Here is a 20305-nt window from a genome sequence, read left to right on the forward strand (position 1 = left end):
TCGCTGGCTCCCCGTGTAAAAAAAACAGCCCGAAACCTTATTCGGTTTCTTCGCTGTCCTGTTGCGCGGAAGTATTCTGCGCGCTGCTACCATGATGGTAGTTACTGCTGGTACCGCCACCGGCGTTGTTACTGTGATGAGAAACCGGGCGAGACGGGACAACAGTAGAAATCGCGTGCTTGTAAACCATCTGGCTGACCGTGTTTTTCAACAGGATCACGAATTGATCAAAAGACTCGATTTGCCCTTGCAGCTTAATACCATTCACCAAATAAATAGAAACTGGAACACGTTCCCGACGCAGTGCGTTCAGGAACGGATCTTGTAAAGATTGCCCCTTAGCCATTCTCTCTTTTCCTTATATGCTTATTTGTACTTTGAACCTTTCGATTCTGAAAAAATTGCGCACGATACGTCTCAATTGTACACATTCAGCCTGCGATAGCACCAACAACCTGTAATACTTCGTCGCGCGCCTGTTCTGGTTTTTCACTGTCAAGCCAGTGAACCCCTTCCCAACCACGCAGCCAGGTTATCTGCCGCTTCGCCAACTGTCTCGTGGCGCAAACACCTCGATAAACCATTTCATCGTATGAGATTTCGCCTTCAAGGTAAGACCACATCTGGCGATAACCCACGCAACGAATGGAAGGCAAGTCCGTATGCAAATCTCCTCGGGCAAAAAGCGCCCGGACTTCTGCTTCAAAACCTGAAGCCAACATCTGATGAAAACGCTGCTCAATGCGTTGATGGAGCAGTTCACGGCTCGCCGGGGCGATGGCGAACTGATGCACCTGATACGGTAGAGCGTCTCCTGACGTTTGCGTCAGTTCCGTTAAAGTTTTACCCGAAATGAAAAAAACTTCCAGTGCCCGGGAAAGCCTTTGTGGATCATTTGGATGAATCCTTGCTGCCGCAACCGGATCTACCTCCTGAAGTTGACGATGCAATGACTCCCAACCTTGCTCTGCCGCCTGTTGCTCAATTCTGGCCCGCACTTCCGGGTCTGCCGACGGTAGCGGCGACAACCCTTCCAGCAATGCCTTGAAATACAACATCGTACCGCCCACTAACAGTGGGATCCGCCCCGCCGCGGTGATATCGGCCATTTCCGCCAGCGCATCGCGGCGAAAATCAGCAGCCGAGTAAGCCTGCGACGGATCGCGAATATCCAGCAATCGGTGCGGCGCGGCGAGTAACTCTTCAGCGTTCGGCTTCGCCGTCCCGATATCCATCCCTTTGTAAATAAGGGCAGAATCAACGCTTATCAACTCTACTGGTAAAATTTTACGCAGCTCAATGGCTAACGCCGTTTTACCGGAGGCCGTCGGCCCCATCAAAAAAATCGCCTTAGGCAGGCTCGCCTTACTGATATCACTCATCTTTCAGGGCTTTTATCGCCGGATGTAAATCAACAGATTGTAACAGACCACCCGGCGGCGTTTTCACAAGTTGCGGACATAACCGTTCCACGTCCGCCAGCAGGGTTATGGCCTGTGCCATTGACCACTGCGCATGTTCGCTCATCAGATTTCGTGCAATCCACTGCGCAATATTGCCAGGTTCGAATACGGACTGCTTCGCCAGGTAGCCTATCAGTTCAGGAATCAAGATTTGTAAATTTTGTTGGCGTAAGGGTAAAGGCACGGCCCTGATGGTCACATGCTGTGCATCTGACTGGAAATCAATACCCAATTCCGCCAGGGCAGACTGCGCTTTTTCTAATGCCGATTTTTCTTCGGCAGAAACTTTTAGCCGCAACGGAATCAGCAGCGGCTGGGCGCAAACGGGCGCTTCACCCGGCGTCAATTGTGCCTGACGTAGCCAACGTTCTGCCACTGGCAAGGATAAAAGTGAAATGTTGCCATCGCGCTCCAGCAACGCACAGTCGGAATGGACGATAGTCAGTACCCGACCAAAACTCTGACTGTTCGCCGCAAGTGCAGGTTCCTGCGGTTCCGGCGCTTTTGGTTTTTGCATCGGCGCGGGCGTTTGCAAAAGCTGGTGATACACTTCACCTTGCTGTTTCTGGTAGCCTGGCTGCGCATTCGGCCAGGGGGCAGCCGGACGACTGCCTGATGCTGGCGCAGGAGTGTAGCGCGGAGCTACCGGCTCACGAGCTGCCGGTTCTGCAAAGTGATTGCGCCCCGCCGCCACGCGGTTTTCCGGAATGGAACGCGGTGCAGGTTGGGGTTCATCGTCCAGCGGTAGCGGCGTTTCCAGTTGCTGTTGTAGCACGCTCAGCACGCCCTGATAGATAAAATCATGCACCAGACGCGACTGATGGAAACGCACTTCGTGTTTGGCGGGGTGCACGTTGACGTCCACCTGATGCGGATCGATCTCCAGATACAGCACAAATGCCGGTTGCTGATCGGCCCCCAGTTTGTCTTCGCAGGCCTGGCGGATCGCGTGATTGATCAGGCGATCGCGCATCATGCGACCGTTCACGTAGCAATACTGAATTTCTGCCAGTGCGGGCGTGGTGTGATTTGGATCGGCCACCCAGCCGCGTAGCGTGAGATCGCCGTGTTGCCATTCAATCGCCAGCGCTTGTTCAAGAAAAGCGGTGCCGCAAATCGCGCCTAAGCGCCGTTCTTTTTGCCCGCCTTCCGGCACTGCGCGGTACTGACGCACAATTTTACCGTTATGCGACAGGTTGATCGTGACGTCGAAACGCGCCAGCGCAATGCGGCGGATGATCTCATCAATGTGGTTAAATTCGGTTTTCTCGGTGCGCAGGAATTTGCGCCGCGCCGGGGTGTTGTAGAACAGATCCAGCACCTCCAGCGTCGTCCCCACAGGATGCGCCGCCGGTTTTACCGTCACGTTCATATCGCGCCCTTCGGCATAGGCCTGCCAGGCTTCCTGCTGTTCTGCGGTGCGTGAAGTGAGCGTCAGGCGGGAAACCGAACTGATACTCGCCAGCGCCTCACCGCGAAAGCCCAGGCTGATAATGGCCTCGAGATCGTCCAGAGAGGCGATTTTACTGGTGGCATGACGCGCCAGCGCCAGCGCCAGCTCGTCTTTTTTGATACCGCAGCCGTTATCACGAATGCGGATAAGTTTCGCCCCACCGCGTTCGATATCAATATCGATACGTGTCGCACCTGCATCGAGGCTGTTTTCCACCAGTTCTTTGACTACCGACGCAGGTCGCTCGACCACCTCACCTGCGGCAATCTGGTTCGCCAGTTGTGGCGGTAAGACCTGAATTGGCATCAATCGTCCTTAGTTTGGCAGCGTGCGATCTGGCGTCGTCACCGTACTGGCCGTTTGTGCCGTTGCCCCCTGCGGCGCAGATTGCATCGGATGCGCAAGGAAATAATTGCGCAGGCCTTTGTAAATGGCTTCTGCCAGCTGTTGTTGGTAATCGTCGCTCGCCAGCAAACGTTCTTCGCTGTTGTTGCTGATAAAACCGGTTTCGACCAGTACTGATGGGATATCCGGCGAACGCAGAACGCCGAGACTCGCGTGTTCTGGTCGGCGTTTATGTATTTCGCCAATGCGTTGCAACTGACTGATCATACTGGTCGCTACATCATACCCTACCCGTTGGGAATGACCGAACTGTAAATCCAGCACCGCCTGGCTTAAATAGGGGTCAGACTGACTGTTCGCCAGCACATCACCCGCCCCACCCAGCAGCTCCGACTGTTTCTCGTGCTGCTCCAGCCAGCTGGCCATTTCGCTGTTGGCGCGACGGTTAGAGAGCACCCATACGGAAGCGCCAGTCGCACTGCGGTTCGGTGCGGCATCAGCGTGAATCGACACGAGGAAATTGGCGTTTTGCTTACGTGCCACATCACTGCGCCCCATCACCGAGATAAAGTAATCCCCGTCACGGGTTAAAACGCCCTTAAACATCGGATCGTCATTGAGCAAAGTACGCAATTTACGCGCGATGGCGATGGTGACATTTTTCTCCCGCGTACCACCGGGGCCGATAGCGCCAGGGTCCTGACCGCCGTGTCCGGCATCAATAGCGATGATAATTTTATCGCCAGTGTTAGCCGTCGCGCGCGCTGCCGGACGCGTTACCGTATTACTGCTGATAACACCCGTAGTGCGGTTACTTTCCGTTTTAAACGGATTGCGCGCCGGTTCGCTGACGCGCGGTGCGACAACCGCAGGCGTTTCAACGCGTTTCGCAACCACGGGCGGCGGAGGAGGAGGTGGCGGCGCATCGGCGTTAATCGTAAAGACGACAGTGTAATTGCTGCCATTCTGCCGCTTCACCGCTTCGGTTTTACCGTTTTCGGTAAGATCGACCACCAGCCGTAGCGTTTGTGCATCTTTAGGCGTTCCAGAGCGAATCGCCTTCACCAGATTATTGCCGCTGAACAACAACGGCAGTCCCTGAATCACGCCCGTTTGTTTGATATCGAGCGCCACGGTGCGTTTGCTTTGATGGCTAAACGCATAATCAGGATCGCCAATAAAACTCAACGTTATCCGCGCCTGTTGATTACCGTTAGAAACCTGAATATCAGAGAGCGTCGCGGCACCCACCGGCGTGCACAGCAGCAGCAGCGTCGCTACCAACCAATTTCTGATGCGATACATCATCCCGCCACCTTTCAAAGGTTAACCGGCTAAACGCGCCAGCAACAATTCACCCGCAGAGGAAACCGCACTCACGCGCGCCTCACGGCCTTGTGCCTGATAATCAATGTGTATTTCGACATCCGGGTCAGGAAGAACACCAGTACCTTGTTGTGGCCACTCCACCAGGCAGATGGCATCGTTGGCAAAATAATCGCGAATCCCCATAAACTCCAGCTCCTCGGGATCGGCAAGGCGGTACAAATCAAAGTGATAAACCATTAAATTGTCGAGCGTATAGGGTTCGACCAGCGTATAAGTGGGGCTTTTGACATTACCCTGATGACCCAGAGCTTGTAAAAAGCCCCGGCTAAAGGTGGTTTTACCTGCGCCTAAATCGCCATACAGATAGATTACGGTTGCGCCATCGCAGGCTTTCGCTACCCGCTCGCCCAGGTCTAATGTTGCCTGCTCATCAGGGAGCGGAATTACTCGATTCATCATGGTTTTTATCAGTCACTTCCGGGTTAACAATACGCTGTAGCGTGGAAAAGAGATCGGTTGCCAGCATCCCGCGCGTTCCAAAACGCGCCGCCAGTACGTCAGCTGCAGCACCGTGCGCGACACAGCCCGCACAGGCGGCATCATACGGCGACAGTTTTTGCCCAAGCAATGCGCCAATAATACCAGAGAGCACATCGCCCATGCCGCCGCTCGCCATGCCTGCATTTCCGGCATCAATAATGCCTAAAGCGTCAGGATGGGCGGCGACCACGGTTCCGGCACCTTTCAGCACCGCTACGCCGCCATAACGTTGTACCAGACGTTTGGCGCAATGTAAGCGGTCACTTTCAATTTCAGCGACGGAACAGCCTAACAACCGTGCGGCCTCGCCAGGATGCGGCGTGATCACGCGATTGTGACGCTTATCGGGATTGATTGCCAGCAGGTTCAATGCATCGGCATCCCACAACATCGGTTTGCGAAAATTCTCAACTTTTTGCAGTGCTTTTTTCCCCCACTCTTGCTGGCCCAGACCGGGACCAATCACCACCACATCGGCCCATTCCAGGCTTTCGGTAAGAGAGTCCATCGTCAGTTCATGCACCATCAATTCCGGTCGTGCAGTCAGCAGCGGCGCAATGTTTTCACTGCGGGTCAGTACTCGGACTAAACCAGCACCAGCACGTAGCGCCGCTTCCCCCGTCATACGAATAGCCCCCGCCGTGCCGTGATCGCCACCGATAATTACCAGCCGCCCGTGATCGCCTTTATGCGAAGTCGGGCGACGCGGTTTTAGCCAGTGAGAAAGTTGTTCTGCCGAAAACCGCTGAATTTTCGTCTCCTGACCTGCCAGCCAACTATCCAGCCCCAGTGAGTCAAAATGCAGTTGTCCGGTAACATCCCGCGCTTTTCCAGTGAGCAAGCCTGGTTTCAGCGCAATAAAAGTGATGGTGTGATCGGCGTTGATCACTGCGCCTGGCGTAGCGCCGGTTTCAGCCAGCAGGCCGGAAGGGATATCAACCGCCGCAATCGGCGCAGGATGGGAATTAGCGTGGTCGATTAACTGGCTAATGGATTCGCGGGGCGCTTGCTGCAAGCCGGTACCGAGCAGCGCATCAACAATCAGATCTACCGATTCGGGCCAGACAATATTCGAAGCATGGATCTCGCCTCCCGCGTTTAACCATGCTTCGCGTGCCAGCGCGGCCTCTTCCGGCAACGGTTTGTCGCTCTCCTGGGCCAGCAGCGTGACCTCAATGCCGACCGCTGTGGCCAGCCGCGCGACCACGTAGCCATCGCCGCCGTTATTACCATGACCGCACAGCACCAGCCAATGGCGGGCGTCAGGATACGCCGAACGACACACCTGGAATGCGGCTTCGCCAGCGCGAAGCATCAGCTCATAGAGTGTAAGCCCCAGCGCATCTGCCGCCTCACGTTCTCCGCGGCGGATATCGTCGGCGTGCCAGACGGTGTGTGGTATACTTACGGGGTTTTTCTTCATTGTATGGTCCGTCATGTCAGAGCCCCTCGATCTCAATCAGTTAGCGCAAAAAATTAAACAGTGGGGGCTGGAACTGGGCTTTCAGCAGGTAGGTATTACCGATACCGATCTCAGCGAGTCCGAGCCCAAACTGCAAGCATGGCTGGACAAACAATACCACGGCGAAATGGACTGGATGGCACGTCACGGTATGCTGCGCGCTCGCCCCCATGAGTTATTGCCCGGTACGCTGCGCGTGATCAGCGTGCGGATGAATTACCTTCCTGCTAACGCCGCATTTGCCAGCACGCTGAAAAACCCCAAACTCGGCTATGTTAGCCGTTATGCGCTGGGCCGTGACTATCACAAACTTCTGCGCAACCGACTCAAAAAGCTGGGCGAGATGATTCAGCAACATTGTGTTTCGCTGAATTTTAGACCGTTTGTCGATTCTGCGCCTATTCTCGAGCGCCCGTTAGCTGAAAAAGCTGGGCTCGGCTGGACAGGTAAGCACTCACTTATCCTCAATCGCGAGGCCGGTTCTTTCTTCTTTTTAGGCGAATTGCTGGTCGATATTCCGCTGCCCGTGGATCAACCAGTCGAGGAAGGATGCGGTAAATGCGTGGCCTGTATGACGATTTGCCCGACCGGTGCCATCGTCGAGCCATATACCGTCGATGCTCGCCGCTGTATCTCTTATCTCACCATCGAACTTGAAGGGGCGATCCCGGAAGAGTTGCGACCGTTAATGGGAAACCGTATTTACGGTTGCGATGACTGCCAGCTTATCTGCCCGTGGAATCGCTATTCACAACTCACCACAGAAGAGGATTTCAGCCCGCGTAAGCCGCTACACGCACCGGAACTCATTGAGTTATTCGCCTGGAGCGAAGAGAAGTTTTTAAAAGTCACGGAAGGATCGGCGATTCGTCGTATTGGTCACCTGCGTTGGCTGCGTAATATCGCCGTAGCATTAGGCAATGCCCCTTGGGATGAAACGATTTTGACAGCGCTGGAAAGTCGTAAAGGTGAGCACCCACTTCTCGATGAGCACATAGCGTGGGCGATTGCGCAGCAAATAGAGAGACGAAATGCGTGCATAGTCGAAGTGCAATTGCCGAAAAAACAGCGTCTGGTTCGGGTGATTGAAAAAGGGTTACCGCGTGACGCCTGATTCATCCACAGCTTGTGAATAAAAATAAAAACGCATTGCAATTCAAGACGAATAAAATCGTCAAGTGATCGACTCGACAAAACGGAATCTTAATTTTTAACTTATCTATCAATAGGTTAAAAAAATACTATTCACCGTGCGAAGTTTCTTTGAAATTAAGATTACAGCCTGAGGCTGTGGATAACTCTGTTTACAAGAGTTTGTCAGAGACAACGAAAACCAGCAATAACGCATCGCATCGCTGTGGATATTTTATTGAGAGAAGAATTTGGAGCGGGAAACGAGACTCGAACTCGCGACCCCGACCTTGGCAAGGTCGTGCTCTACCAACTGAGCTATTCCCGCTTGGGTGGTCTGTGCCTTACAGCACTTTCAAATTTTGGAGCGGGAAACGAGACTCGAACTCGCGACCCCGACCTTGGCAAGGTCGTGCTCTACCAACTGAGCTATTCCCGCTTGGGTGGTCTGTGCTTTGCAGCACTTTTCAAATTTTGGAGCGGGAAACGAGACTCGAACTCGCGACCCCGACCTTGGCAAGGTCGTGCTCTACCAACTGAGCTATTCCCGCGTACTACTTAATTTTGCTTTCGTAATTTTCGCATTTCTGCGTCGTTACGGGAGGCGCATTATACGAGAAATCTTTCCCTCTGCAACCCCCCAAAAAAGTTTTTTTTGCGTTTTTATCTCAAGTGCTGAAATTATCAGCAAGACGTTCAATTTAGCGTCAAAATCACGCCGCCGCAAGTGGATTCCGGCGCTTACGTGACCAGGAAAAATTTTACAGCTTGATAAAATGCTCGCGGTAGTAAGCCAGCTCCGCCACCGATTCACGGATATCATCCATCGCCTGATGCGTCCCCTGCTTGGTAAAACCATCCAGAATTTCCGGCTTCCAGCGGCGCGCCAGCTCTTTCAGGGTGCTGACATCGAGATAACGGTAGTGGAAGTAGGCTTCCAGCTCCGGCATGTATTTAAACAGGAAACGACGGTCCTGACCGATGCTGTTACCGCAAATCGGCGATTTTCCCGCAGGCACCCACTGTTTTAAAAATTCGAGCGTTGCCAGTTCAGCTTCCCGATCGCCCATCGTGCTCGCTTTCACGCGCTCTACCAGCCCGCTGGCGGTATGGGTGCGCACGTTCCAGTCATCCATCAGCGCCAGCTGTTCATCAGACTGGTGTACTGCAATGGTCGGCCCTTCTGCCAGAATATTCAGGTTGGCATCGGTCACCAGCGTGGCAATCTCAATAATGCGATCGCGCTCGGGATCCAGACCGGTCATCTCAAGATCGATCCAAATCAGGTTGTTTTCATTGGCACTCATGCTATTTTCCACCCATTCACAGTGACTATATTGATCCACAATTGCGTGTATCATAGATGTTTTGCCCATCAGGGGCGACCAGGAGTCTGTACGATTGAGTAAAAATAAACTCTCCAAAGGCCAGCAGCGCCGCGTGAACGCCAATCACCAGCGTCGTCTTAAAACGTCTAAGGAGAAGCCCGACTACGACGACAATCTGTTTGGCGAGCCTGATGAAGGTATCGTCATCAGCCGCTTTGGTATGCACGCTGATGTGGAATCCGCCGATGGCGACGTTCACCGCTGCAATATTCGCCGTACCATCCGTTCGCTGGTAACCGGCGACCGCGTAGTCTGGCGTCCGGGTAAACCGGCGGCGGAAGGCGTAAATGTCAAAGGGATCGTGGAAGCGGTGCATGAGCGCACCTCAGTGTTGACGCGTCCGGATTTCTACGACGGCGTGAAACCTATTGCCGCCAACATCGACCAGATTGTCATTGTCTCCGCCATTTTGCCGGAGCTGTCGCTCAATATTATCGACCGTTACCTGGTGGCCTGCGAAACCTTGCAGATTGAGCCGATTATTGTGCTCAATAAGATAGACCTGCTGGACGACGAAGGCATGGCGTTCGTCAACGAGCAGATGGATATCTACCGCAACATTGGTTATCGCGTATTGATGGTTTCCAGCCATACTCAGGATGGGCTAAAACCGCTGGAAGAGGCGTTGACCGGGCGCATCAGCATTTTTGCCGGCCAGTCTGGCGTCGGCAAATCCAGCCTGCTGAACGCGTTGCTGGGGCTGCAAAAAGAGATCCTGACCAACGATGTCTCTGACAACTCGGGTCTCGGTCAGCACACCACGACCGCCGCACGACTGTATCACTTCCCGCACGGCGGTGATGTGATTGATTCCCCTGGTGTGCGTGAGTTCGGCCTCTGGCACCTGGAGCCGGAACAAATCACTCAGGGCTTTGTCGAATTCCATGACTATTTAGGTCTGTGTAAATATCGCGATTGCAAACACGATACCGATCCGGGCTGCGCTATCCGGGAAGCGGTTGAGGAAGGAAAAATCGCGGAAACCCGTTTCGAAAACTATCACCGTATTCTGGAAAGCATGGCGCAGGTAAAAACGCGTAAAAACTTTTCTGATACGGATGACTGACAATTAAGCTAACCGTCGTTAGAATCGTCCCCTTTTTTTCAGGATCCGGCATGTAGGCCGGATCAGGAACGACAAAACAATGGCCTGGAGGCTACCTTGTTAAATTCATTTAAACTTTCGCTACAGTACATTCTGCCGAAACTATGGCTTACTCGCCTGGCGGGTTGGGGCGCAAGCAAGCGGGCAGGATGGCTGACAAAACTGGTTATCGATCTGTTCGTTAAATACTACAAGGTCGACATGAAAGAGGCGCAAAAGCCGGACACCGCCAGCTACCGCACCTTTAACGAATTCTTTGTCCGTCCGCTGCGTGACGAAGTACGCCCAATCGATACCGATCCGAATGTCCTGGTCATGCCTGCCGATGGCGTTATCAGCCAGTTGGGTAAAATCGAAGAAGATAAAATCCTGCAAGCCAAAGGCCACAACTACAGCCTCGAAGCCTTGCTGGCAGGCAACTATCTGATGGCGGACCTGTTCCGCAACGGTACGTTTGTGACCACTTACCTCTCCCCGCGTGACTACCACCGCGTACACATGCCGTGCAACGGTATTCTGCGTGAGATAATCTACGTGCCGGGCGATCTCTTCTCCGTTAACCATCTCACCGCTCAGAACGTGCCGAATCTGTTTGCCCGTAACGAACGCGTGATTTGCCTTTTCGATACCGAATTTGGCCCAATGGCGCAGATTCTGGTCGGAGCGACGATTGTTGGCAGCATTGAGACGGTCTGGGCGGGCACCATTACGCCGCCGCGCGAAGGTATCATCAAGCGCTGGACCTGGCCTGCCGGGGAAAACGACGGTTCTGTGGCACTGCTTAAAGGCCAGGAAATGGGTCGCTTTAAACTCGGTTCCACCGTTATCAACCTGTTTGCACCGGGTAAAGTGAATCTGGTTGAGCAACTGGAAAGCCTGTCTGTCACGAAAATTGGCCAGCCGCTGGCAGTATCTACCGAAACCTTTGTTACGCCAGACGCTGAACCTGCCCCGCTTCCTGCTGAAGAGATCGAAGCAGAACACGACGCCAGCCCATTGGTTGACGACAAAAAAGACCAGGTCTAATCCATCAAAGGAAACGCTGACGTGCGCCTGATTATCACTTTTCTGATGGCCTGGTGCCTCAGTTGGGGGGCGTACGCCGCGACGGCCCCCGATAGCAAACAAATCACCCAGGAACTGGAGCAGGCAAAAGCGGCGAAACCCGCGCAGCCAGAAGTCATAGAGGCACTCCAGTCTGCCTTAAATGCGCTTGAGGAACGAAAAGGTTCCCTTGAGCGCATCAAACAATATCAGCAAGTTATCGATAATTACCCGAAACTCTCCGCTACTCTGCGCGCACAATTAAACAACATGCGTGACGAGCCGCGCAGCGTGTCGCCGGGAATGTCTACCGATGCGCTGAATCAGGAAATTCTCCAGGTCAGCAGTCAGTTGCTGGATAAGAGCCGTCAGGCCCAGCAAGAGCAGGAGCGCGCCCGCGAGATTGCCGATTCACTGAATCAACTGCCGCAACAGCAAACCGATGCCCGCCGTCAGTTAAATGAGATCGAGCGCCGCCTGGGAACGCTTACCGGCAATACTCCGCTCAATCAGGCACAAAATTTCGCGTTGCAGTCTGACTCCGCACGCCTGAAAGCGCTCGTTGATGAACTGGAACTGGCGCAGCTGTCTGCCAATAACCGTCAGGAATTAGCGCGCTTGCGCTCAGAGCTGGCGGAAAAAGAGAGCCAGCAACTGGATGCGTATTTGCAGGCCTTACGTAATCAGTTGAATAGCCAACGTCAGCTTGAGGCGGAGCGGGCGCTGGAAAGTACCGAATTACTGGCAGAAAACAGTGCCGATTTGCCGAAAGATATCGTCGCGCAATTCAAAATTAACCGCGAACTATCGGCGGCACTGAATCAACAGGCGCAGCGGATGGATCTCGTTGCCTCGCAACAGCGTCAGGCTGCCAGCCAGACGTTACAGGTCCGGCAGGCGTTGAATACGCTGCGTGAACAGTCGCAATGGCTGGGATCGTCCAACCTGCTCGGTGAAGCGCTGCGGGCGCAGGTGGCACGGCTACCAGAAATGCCAAAACCACAACAGCTTGATACCGAAATGGCGCAGTTGCGTGTGCAACGGTTACGTTATGAGGATCTGCTTAATAAACAGCCGCTGCTACGGCAAATCCATCAGGCCGACGGTCAGCCGCTGACCGCCGAGCAAAACCGTATTCTGGAAGCACAACTGCGCACTCAGCGTGAGTTGCTGAACTCATTGTTGCAGGGTGGCGACACGCTACTACTGGAACTGACCAAGCTGAAAGTCTCCAACGGGCAACTGGAGGATGCGCTGAAAGAGGTGAACGAAGCAACGCACCGCTATCTGTTCTGGACCTCTGACGTGCGCCCGATGACCATCGCCTGGCCGCTGGAAATCGCCCAGGATCTGCGTCGTCTCATTTCGCTGGACACCTTCAGTCAGTTGGGCAAAGCCAGTGTGATGATGCTGACCAGCAAAGAGACGATTTTGCCGCTGTTTGGCGCGTTGATTCTGGTCGGTTGCAGTATTTACTCGCGCCGCTATTTCACCCGTTTTCTTGAACGTTCGGCGGCGAAAGTCGGCAAAGTGACTCAGGATCACTTCTGGCTGACGTTGCGCACTCTTTTCTGGTCGATTCTCGTCGCGTCACCGCTGCCGGTGCTGTGGATGACGCTGGGTTACGGCTTGCGCGAGGCGTGGCCTTATCCGCTGGCGGTCGCGATTGGCGATGGCGTAACGGCCACCGTGCCGCTGCTGTGGGTAGTGATGATTTGCGCCACCTTTGCCCGCCCGAACGGCTTGTTTATCGCTCATTTTGGCTGGCCGCGCGAACGTGTTTCCCGTGGGATGCGCTACTACCTGATGAGCATCGGGCTTATTGTGCCGCTGATTATGGCGCTGATGATGTTCGATAACCTCGACGACCGTGAATTCTCCGGTTCGCTGGGACGGCTTTGCTTTATCCTCATTTGCGGTGCGCTGGCGGTGGTCACCCTCAGCCTGAAAAAGGCCGGGATCCCGCTGTACCTCAACAAAGAGGGCAGCGGCGACAACATTACCAACCATATGCTGTGGAACATGATGATTGGCGCACCACTGGTTGCCATTCTGGCGTCAGCGGTGGGTTATCTGGCAACGGCGCAGGCACTGTTAGCGAGGCTTGAAACCTCGGTTGCCATCTGGTTCCTGCTACTGGTGGTTTATCACGTTATCCGCCGCTGGATGCTGATCCAGCGTCGCAGGCTGGCGTTTGACCGGGCGAAGCATCGCCGGGCAGAGATGTTAGCGCAACGCGCGCGTGGCGAAGAGGAAGCGCATCATCACAGTAGCCCGGAAGGGGCAATTGAAGTCGATGAAAGCGAAGTCGATCTCGATGCCATCAGTGCGCAATCCTTGCGGCTGGTGCGCTCAATTTTGATGTTGATCGCCCTGCTTTCTGTCATTGTGCTGTGGTCAGAAATCCATTCCGCTTTCGGCTTCCTCGAAAATATTTCGCTGTGGGATGTCACCTCCACGGTACAGGGCGTAGAAAGTCTGGAGCCAATTACCCTCGGTGCGGTGCTGATTGCCATTCTGGTGTTTATCATCACCACGCAGCTGGTGCGCAACCTGCCCGCGCTGCTGGAACTGGCGATTTTGCAGCACCTGGATTTAACGCCGGGTACGGGCTACGCCATCACCACCATCACCAAATATCTGCTGATGCTGATTGGCGGGCTGGTCGGCTTCTCGATGATTGGTATTGAGTGGTCGAAATTGCAGTGGCTGGTCGCCGCGCTCGGTGTTGGTCTCGGTTTTGGTTTGCAGGAAATTTTCGCCAACTTTATCTCTGGTCTGATTATCCTGTTCGAAAAACCGATTCGCATTGGCGATACGGTGACAATTCGCGATCTCACCGGTAGCGTGACGAAAATTAACACCCGCGCCACCACCATCAGCGACTGGGACCGTAAAGAGATAATCGTGCCGAACAAGGCGTTTATTACCGAGCAGTTTATCAACTGGTCGCTCTCTGACTCGGTCACGCGCGTAGTGTTGACGATTCCGGCCCCTGCTGATGCCAACAGTGAAGAAGTGACGGAAATCCTGCTCACCGCAGCGCGTCGCTGCTCGCTGGTGATCGACAACCCGGCACCGGAAGTCTTCCTGGTGGATCTGCAACAAGGGATTCAGATTTTCGAGCTGCGTATTTACGCCGCTGAGATGGGTCACCGTATGCCGCTACGCCATGAGATCCACCAGCTAATTCTGGCAGGCTTCCATGCCCACGGTATCGATATGCCATTCCCGCCCTTCCAGATGCGTCTGGAAAGCCTCAACGGTAAGCAAACGGGGAGAACATTAACTTCTGCGGGCAAAGGTCGTCAGGCGGGAAGTTTGTAATGCATGAAGCTGCCAAATGATGTCAACGTGGCTCATTTAGCAGCTTAACATCATCTTCAGTTATCACCGGCCCTGGAGAGTATCATCCATACGCATTACTTCCTGACAACTCATCGCCGGAGAGACGATGAGTTGCAGGATTTCATATGATCAGTCGAGAGCTAACTCAGGTTTATTCGCCATGCGACTGCAATAGTTCTGGTAAATCGCCATCGCTAACAGCGAGAAGAAGACAGGGCCGCCAATCATCCACAATGTGCTGTCCCAGTCTCCGGCTTCAACCACAGGTTGAATGATGGTGAAGACGTTCGCAAATGTCACCACCAGTACGACAACCACTGTCGCAATCATTGCCGACAAATGCGTTTTGAAAATCACAAACGGTCTGTCGAGATCCTGACGTGCTTTAAAGAACGGGAAAGCCAGCGCGAGGAACAGGTAAGGAAGCGTCATAGACACGTTCGCCATCAGCGTCAGCTTGTTAAAGAACGCCGATGCGGTACCGCCACCAAACGAAACCAGCAGGATGAAGACAGTAACCAACCCGCACTGCATCCACATGGCGATAGAAGGCATCCCCATCGCATTCAGGCGCGTCATCGGTTCCGGCCACAACGCTTTCGGCGTCCCCTGGATGATGGCTTTCAGCGGTGAATAGCAAAGCGTAAAGAACGCCCCGGTATAAGCGAGGAACATCGAAAGTCCGGTAATACGCGCAAACCATACACCCAGCGACAATGACGCTTCAGGTGACAAATGCAGTGCGTTACCCAGCGTCACCCCGAGGCTCTTCATCAGCACATAGGTAATATTGCCGAGGTTAACGGAACCATTACTTAATACCTGCTGCCAGTTTGTGCTGACACCCCATAAAAATATTGCCAGCGAATAACCGATTGAAATAACAATAGCGGCAAAAACAATACCTTTGGCAAAGTTCTTTTCTGGATTTTCCGTTTTATCGACCAGACCACCAACCGCTTCAATTCCGCCATAGGCAAAAATAGCAAATACCACAAACGATAGCATTGCCAGACCGGACTGATAACCTGGGTTCGGTGATGCAAGGAAATTAATATCCTGCGCGAAATGCCCACCATTTAATAACAAAATAGTAATGCTTACTAACAGCAATACTAAATTCAGACACATTACTGCAATACCGCCCACCGCAGTAATGCGGGCAATTTTATTAATCCCCTTTGAAGCAACGACGGTGACCAGAATCATCCATGCCACTGCCAGCAGACCAACCACCTGCGTAGGCTCCAGTCCAGCAATACGCCAGTGCTGGGTCATGTCGCTACCATAGAGGAATGTTGAGAACGGTACCCAAACTTTCGCGGAGGTACTCACCATCCAGATGATATAAGAGGAAAACCACATAAACGTACCAATGAAGGCAAAACGTGGTCCGACACTATTATTCATCCAGGAATAGATACCGCCTTCTTCTTTGCGATAAGCAGCTCCCATTTCAGCCATCATTAAGGCGAATGGAATAAAGAATAACAATGCAGAAAATATATAAAAGGGAATCGCACTATAACCCATTAAGTAATAAGCCGATGGGCTATTGGCAAATCCAAATACGGAAGTAAAGATCATCAATATGAGTCCTATCAGACTCATCTTTTTTATCGTGTGAGGCATGAAACCATCCTTCATTTCAGCGCGTGTATAACACGTGCCCACTGAACTGCACTGCGCAACATTGAGCAGGCAGCGTAAAAACCAATACAGAATTGATACCTGGATGATATCAAATATCCAGTCTTAAATTGTGGCCTTTAACGGAAAAATGAAAACATATGCTACAGAATGGCGCTTATCACGCCATTCTTCGCTGTTAATTCAGTAATTTTTCAGAATTATGCCCGGTCAACGCTAAAGGCGATGACTTCAGCCAGTGTCTCCGCGCCCAGCGCCAACATCACCAGACGATCAACACCTAATGCCACGCCGGAACAGTCAGGCATACCGACTTTCAAGGCTTCAATCAGATTCTGGTCAATGGGGTGCTGCGGCAAACCGCGCGCCGCGCGCTTACGGTTATCTTGTTCAAAGCGTTGTTGCTGCTCACGGGCATCCGTCAATTCATGGAAACCATTCGCCAGCTCAATACCTTTATAATAAACCTCAAAGCGTTCAGCGACCCGATGATCTTCGGTACTGATTTGCGCCAGTGATGCCTGGCTGGCTGGAAAGTGGTACACAAAGGTCGGTTTTTCTTTGCCAATATTTGGCTCTACGCCAAAGGTAAACAGCAATTGTAGCAGCGTGTCGCGGTCTTCTTCGGTATCAGCAACATTGCTCAAATCCAGTTTCGCTGCGACTTCCCGCAGTTGCGTTTTGTCGGCAGAGAGCGGGTCAATTTCCAGATAACGCAAGAAAGCTTGTTGATAAGAAAGGCTTTCTGCTGCCGGACAGTCCAGCACCTGTTGTAAGAGATCGTCCACCTCGTTCATCAACCGGTACATATCATAGTGCGGTCGATACCACTCCAGCATAGTGAACTCAGGGTTGTGATAACGCCCCATCTCTTCATTACGGAAGCTGCGGCACAGCTGGAATACCGGCCCACAACCGGCAACCAGCAGGCGTTTCATATGGTATTCCGGGCTGGTCATTAACCAGAGATTCATCCCCTGCGAATGCCCGGGGCCAACGAAACGTGTCTCAAACGGGACCAAATGAATATCGGTTACCGTCGCCTGGCTCATGCAAGGCGTCTCCACCTCCAGCACTCCACGATCGGCAAAGAAACGACGGATCTCCGCCATAATCGCCGCGCGTTTTAATAAGTTAGGAATGGATGCGCTCGGCTGCCAGGATGCCGTTTCGCTCATAGTTAAATCTCCAGTTTTTGACAAGGGCACGAAGTCTACTCGCAACGCGACGGCGAGACAAATTTTACGCAGGAATCAAACAGCGGTGGGCAGTGACTAAAAAAAGCACGATCTGATGGTTTAGTAATTAAATTAATCATCTTCAGTGATAATTTAGCCCTCTTGCGCACTAAAAAAATCGATCTCGTCAAATTTCAGACTTATCCATCAGACTATACTGTTGTACCTATAAAGGAGCAGTGGAATAGCGTTCGCAGACCGTAACTTTCAGGCACTTACCCTGAAGTACGGGGCTGTGGGATAAAAACAATCTGGAGGAATGTCGTGCAAACCTTTCAAGCCGATCTTGCCATTGTAGGCGCCGGTGGCGCGGGATTACGTGCTGCAATTGCTGCCGCGCAGGCAAATCCAAATGCAAAAATCGCACTAATCTCAAAAGTATACCCGATGCGTAGCCATACCGTTGCTGCAGAAGGGGGCTCCGCCGCTGTCGCGCAGGATCATGACAGCTTCGAATATCACTTTCACGATACAGTAGCGGGTGGCGACTGGTTGTGTGAGCAGGATGTCGTGGATTATTTCGTCCACCACTGCCCAACCGAAATGACCCAACTGGAACTGTGGGGGTGCCCATGGAGCCGTCGCCCGGATGGTAGCGTCAACGTACGTCGCTTCGGCGGCATGAAAATCGAGCGCACCTGGTTCGCCGCCGATAAGACCGGCTTCCATATGCTGCACACGCTGTTCCAGACCTCTCTGCAATTCCCGCAGATCCAGCGTTTTGACGAACATTTCGTGCTGGATATTCTGGTTGATGATGGTCATGTTCGCGGCCTGGTAGCAATGAACATGATGGAAGGCACGCTGGTGCAGATCCGTGCTAACGCGGTCGTTATGGCTACTGGCGGTGCGGGTCGCGTTTATCGTTACAACACCAACGGCGGCATCGTTACCGGTGACGGTATGGGTATGGCGCTAAGCCACGGCGTTCCGCTGCGTGACATGGAATTCGTTCAGTATCACCCAACCGGTCTGCCAGGTTCCGGTATCCTGATGACCGAAGGCTGCCGCGGTGAAGGCGGTATTCTGGTCAACAAAAATGGCTACCGTTATCTGCAAGATTACGGCATGGGCCCGGAAACTCCGCTGGGCGAGCCGAAAAACAAATATATGGAACTGGGTCCACGCGACAAAGTTTCTCAGGCCTTCTGGCACGAATGGCGTAAAGGCAACACCATCTCCACGCCGCGTGGCGATGTGGTTTATCTCGACCTGCGTCACCTCGGCGAGAAAAAACTGCATGAACGTCTGCCGTTCATCTGCGAACTGGCGAAAGCGTACGTTGGCGTCGATCCGGTTAAAGAACCGATTCCGGTACGTCCGACCGCACACTACACCATGGGCGGTATCGAAACCGATCAGAACTGTGAAACCCGCATTAAAGGTCTGTTCGCCGTGGGTGAATGTTCCTCTGTTGGTCTGCACGGTGCAAACCGTCTGGGTTCTAACTCCCTGGCGGAACTGGTGGTCTTCGGCCGTCTGGCCGGTGAACAAGCGACAGAGCGTGCAGCAACTGCCGGTAATGGCAACGAAGCGGCAATTGAAGCGCAGGCAGCTGGCGTTGAACAACGTCTGAAAGATCTGGTTAACCAGGATGGCGGCGAAAACTGGGCGAAGATCCGCGACGAAATGGGCCTGGCAATGGAAGAAGGTTGCGGTATCTACCGTACGCCGGAACTGATGCAGAAAACCATCGACAAGCTGGCAGAGCTGCAGGAACGCTTCAAGCGCGTGCGCATCACCGACACCTCCAGCGTGTTCAACACCGACCTGCTCTACACCATTGAACTGGGCCACGGTCTGAACGTTGCTGAATGTATGGCGCACTCCGCAATGGCACGTAAAGAGTCCCGCGGCGCACACCAGCGTCTGGACGAAGGTTGCACCGAGCGTGACGACGTCAACTTCCTCAAACACACCCTCGCCTTCCGCGATGCTGATGGCACGACTCGCCTGGAGTACAGCGACGTGAAGATTACTACGCTGCCGCCAGCTAAACGCGTTTACGGTGGCGAAGCGGATGCAGCCGATAAGGCGGAAGCAGCCAATAAGAAGGAGAAGGCGAATGGCTGAGATGAAAAACCTGAAAATTGAGGTGGTGCGCTATAACCCGGAAGTCGATACCGCACCGCATAGCGCATTCTATGAAGTGCCTTATGACGCAACTACCTCATTACTGGATGCGCTGGGCTACATCAAAGACAACCTGGCACCGGACCTGAGTTACCGCTGGTCCTGCCGTATGGCGATTTGTGGTTCCTGCGGCATGATGGTTAACAACGTGCCAAAACTGGCATGTAAAACCTTCCTGCGTGATTACACCGACGGTATGAAGGTTGAAGCGTTAGCTAACTTCCCGATTGAACGCGATCTGGTGGTCGATATGACCCACTTCATCGAAAGTCTGGAAGCGATCAAACCGTACATCATCGGCAACTCCCGCACCGCGGATCAGGGTACTAACATCCAGACCCCGGCGCAGATGGCAAAGTATCACCAGTTCTCCGGTTGCATCAACTGTGGTCTGTGCTACGCCGCGTGCCCGCAGTTTGGCCTGAACCCAGAGTTCATCGGTCCGGCTGCCATTACGCTGGCGCATCGTTATAACGAAGATAGCCGCGACCACGGTAAGAAGGAGCGTATGGCGCAGTTGAACAGCCAGAACGGCGTATGGAGCTGTACTTTCGTGGGCTATTGCTCCGAAGTCTGCCCGAAACACGTCGATCCGGCTGCGGCCATTCAGCAGGGCAAAGTAGAAAGTTCGAAAGACTTTCTTATCGCGACCCTGAAACCACGCTAAGGAGTGCAA

The 20305-nt window shown here is 53.3% G+C and carries 16 protein-coding genes and 3 tRNA genes; 6 read left to right on the top strand and 13 right to left on the bottom strand.

Going from position 1 to position 20305, the window contains the following annotated elements:
• Window positions 1-37: 37 nt before the first annotated feature.
• From hfq to nnr, 6 genes are all read right to left on the bottom strand, one after another.
• Window positions 38-346, bottom strand: coding sequence for an RNA chaperone Hfq (gene hfq / locus HGD79_RS13170; RefSeq protein ID WP_001051883.1), 309 nt, complete (start codon window positions 344-346; stop codon window positions 38-40).
• 85 nt (window positions 347-431) lie between these two features.
• The gene (gene miaA, locus HGD79_RS13175) at window positions 432-1382 is read right to left on the bottom strand and encodes a tRNA (adenosine(37)-N6)-dimethylallyltransferase MiaA (protein WP_001280345.1); all 951 of its coding nucleotides are present in this window, start codon (window positions 1380-1382) and stop codon (window positions 432-434) included.
• The gene (gene mutL, locus HGD79_RS13180; protein WP_096147609.1) at window positions 1375-3222 is read right to left on the bottom strand and encodes a DNA mismatch repair endonuclease MutL; all 1848 of its coding nucleotides are present in this window, start codon (window positions 3220-3222) and stop codon (window positions 1375-1377) included. Before mutL ends, miaA begins: the two co-directional genes overlap by 8 nt.
• Window positions 3223-3231: 9 nt before the next feature.
• Window positions 3232-4569 carry an N-acetylmuramoyl-L-alanine amidase AmiB gene (gene amiB / locus HGD79_RS13185; protein WP_000990321.1) on the bottom strand — a complete coding sequence of 446 codons (1338 nt, stop codon included), beginning with the start codon at window positions 4567-4569 and terminating at the stop codon, window positions 3232-3234.
• An 18-nt stretch (window positions 4570-4587) separates the two neighbouring features.
• Entirely contained in the window at window positions 4588-5049 is a 462-nt protein-coding gene (gene tsaE / locus HGD79_RS13190) for a tRNA (adenosine(37)-N6)-threonylcarbamoyltransferase complex ATPase subunit type 1 TsaE (RefSeq protein ID WP_000981977.1), read from the bottom strand.
• The gene (gene nnr, locus HGD79_RS13195; protein ID WP_001307537.1) at window positions 5021-6568 is read right to left on the bottom strand and encodes a bifunctional ADP-dependent NAD(P)H-hydrate dehydratase/NAD(P)H-hydrate epimerase; all 1548 of its coding nucleotides are present in this window, start codon (window positions 6566-6568) and stop codon (window positions 5021-5023) included. The genes tsaE and nnr overlap by 29 nt, the downstream gene beginning before the upstream one ends.
• Between nnr and queG the strand changes: the two genes are divergently transcribed.
• On the top strand, window positions 6567-7706 hold the full coding sequence (gene queG / locus HGD79_RS13200; RefSeq protein WP_001294219.1) for a tRNA epoxyqueuosine(34) reductase QueG: 1140 nt from the start codon (window positions 6567-6569) through the stop codon (window positions 7704-7706). The two genes, nnr and queG, sit on opposite strands and share 2 nt — an antisense overlap.
• Here queG and HGD79_RS13205 read toward each other — a convergent pair.
• The 5 genes from HGD79_RS13205 to orn form a co-directional block, all read right to left on the bottom strand.
• A complete protein-coding gene (locus HGD79_RS13205; RefSeq protein ID WP_010723271.1) occupies window positions 7689-7742 on the bottom strand; it encodes a hypothetical protein in 54 nt (17 codons plus the stop codon). The genes queG and HGD79_RS13205 overlap by 18 nt on opposite strands.
• Before the next feature lie 233 nt (window positions 7743-7975).
• Window positions 7976-8051 (bottom strand) — tRNA-Gly (locus HGD79_RS13210).
• A gap of 35 nt (window positions 8052-8086) precedes the next feature.
• A tRNA-Gly gene (locus HGD79_RS13215) sits at window positions 8087-8162 on the bottom strand.
• A gap of 36 nt (window positions 8163-8198) precedes the next feature.
• A tRNA-Gly gene (locus HGD79_RS13220) sits at window positions 8199-8274 on the bottom strand.
• Window positions 8275-8484: 210 nt separating this feature from the next.
• Entirely contained in the window at window positions 8485-9030 is a 546-nt protein-coding gene (gene orn / locus HGD79_RS13225) for an oligoribonuclease (protein ID WP_001295188.1), read from the bottom strand.
• 94 nt (window positions 9031-9124) lie between these two features.
• Between orn and rsgA the strand changes: the two genes are divergently transcribed.
• The 3 genes from rsgA to mscM all read left to right on the top strand — a co-directional run bounded on the left by rsgA (window position 9125) and on the right by mscM (window position 14587).
• Window positions 9125-10177, top strand: coding sequence for a small ribosomal subunit biogenesis GTPase RsgA (gene rsgA / locus HGD79_RS13230; protein ID WP_000041970.1), 1053 nt, complete (start codon window positions 9125-9127; stop codon window positions 10175-10177).
• Window positions 10178-10273: 96 nt separating this feature from the next.
• A complete protein-coding gene (gene asd / locus HGD79_RS13235) occupies window positions 10274-11242 on the top strand; it encodes an archaetidylserine decarboxylase (RefSeq protein WP_000934908.1) in 969 nt (322 codons plus the stop codon).
• Window positions 11243-11263: 21 nt separating this feature from the next.
• Complete coding sequence (mscM, locus tag HGD79_RS13240; RefSeq protein WP_001236813.1) at window positions 11264-14587, top strand: miniconductance mechanosensitive channel MscM; 3324 nt, start codon at window positions 11264-11266, stop codon at window positions 14585-14587.
• Window positions 14588-14737: 150 nt separating this feature from the next.
• Here the strand turns inward: mscM and yjeM are convergent, their stop codons facing one another.
• Together yjeM and epmA are read right to left on the bottom strand one after the other, a co-directional pair.
• Window positions 14738-16240, bottom strand: a complete 1503-nt coding sequence (gene yjeM / locus HGD79_RS13245; RefSeq protein WP_001307536.1) for a glutamate/gamma-aminobutyrate family transporter YjeM — start codon at window positions 16238-16240, stop codon at window positions 14738-14740.
• Between the two features lie 218 nt (window positions 16241-16458).
• Window positions 16459-17436, bottom strand: a complete 978-nt coding sequence (epmA, locus tag HGD79_RS13250) for an elongation factor P--(R)-beta-lysine ligase (protein ID WP_000004771.1) — start codon at window positions 17434-17436, stop codon at window positions 16459-16461.
• Window positions 17437-17760: 324 nt separating this feature from the next.
• Between epmA and frdA the strand changes: the two genes are divergently transcribed.
• Both frdA and frdB read left to right on the top strand, forming a co-directional pair.
• Window positions 17761-19569 (top strand): fumarate reductase (quinol) flavoprotein subunit, encoded by a 1809-nt coding sequence (gene frdA / locus HGD79_RS13255; RefSeq protein ID WP_001192973.1) that lies wholly within the window; start codon window positions 17761-17763, stop codon window positions 19567-19569.
• A complete protein-coding gene (frdB, locus tag HGD79_RS13260; protein WP_000829498.1) occupies window positions 19562-20296 on the top strand; it encodes a fumarate reductase iron-sulfur protein in 735 nt (244 codons plus the stop codon). The genes frdA and frdB overlap by 8 nt, the downstream gene beginning before the upstream one ends.
• Window positions 20297-20305 lie beyond the last annotated feature (9 nt).

It is taken from the genome of Escherichia sp. SCLE84 (assembly GCF_012584495.1).
Classification (GTDB): Bacteria; Pseudomonadota; Gammaproteobacteria; order Enterobacterales; family Enterobacteriaceae; genus ECMA0423.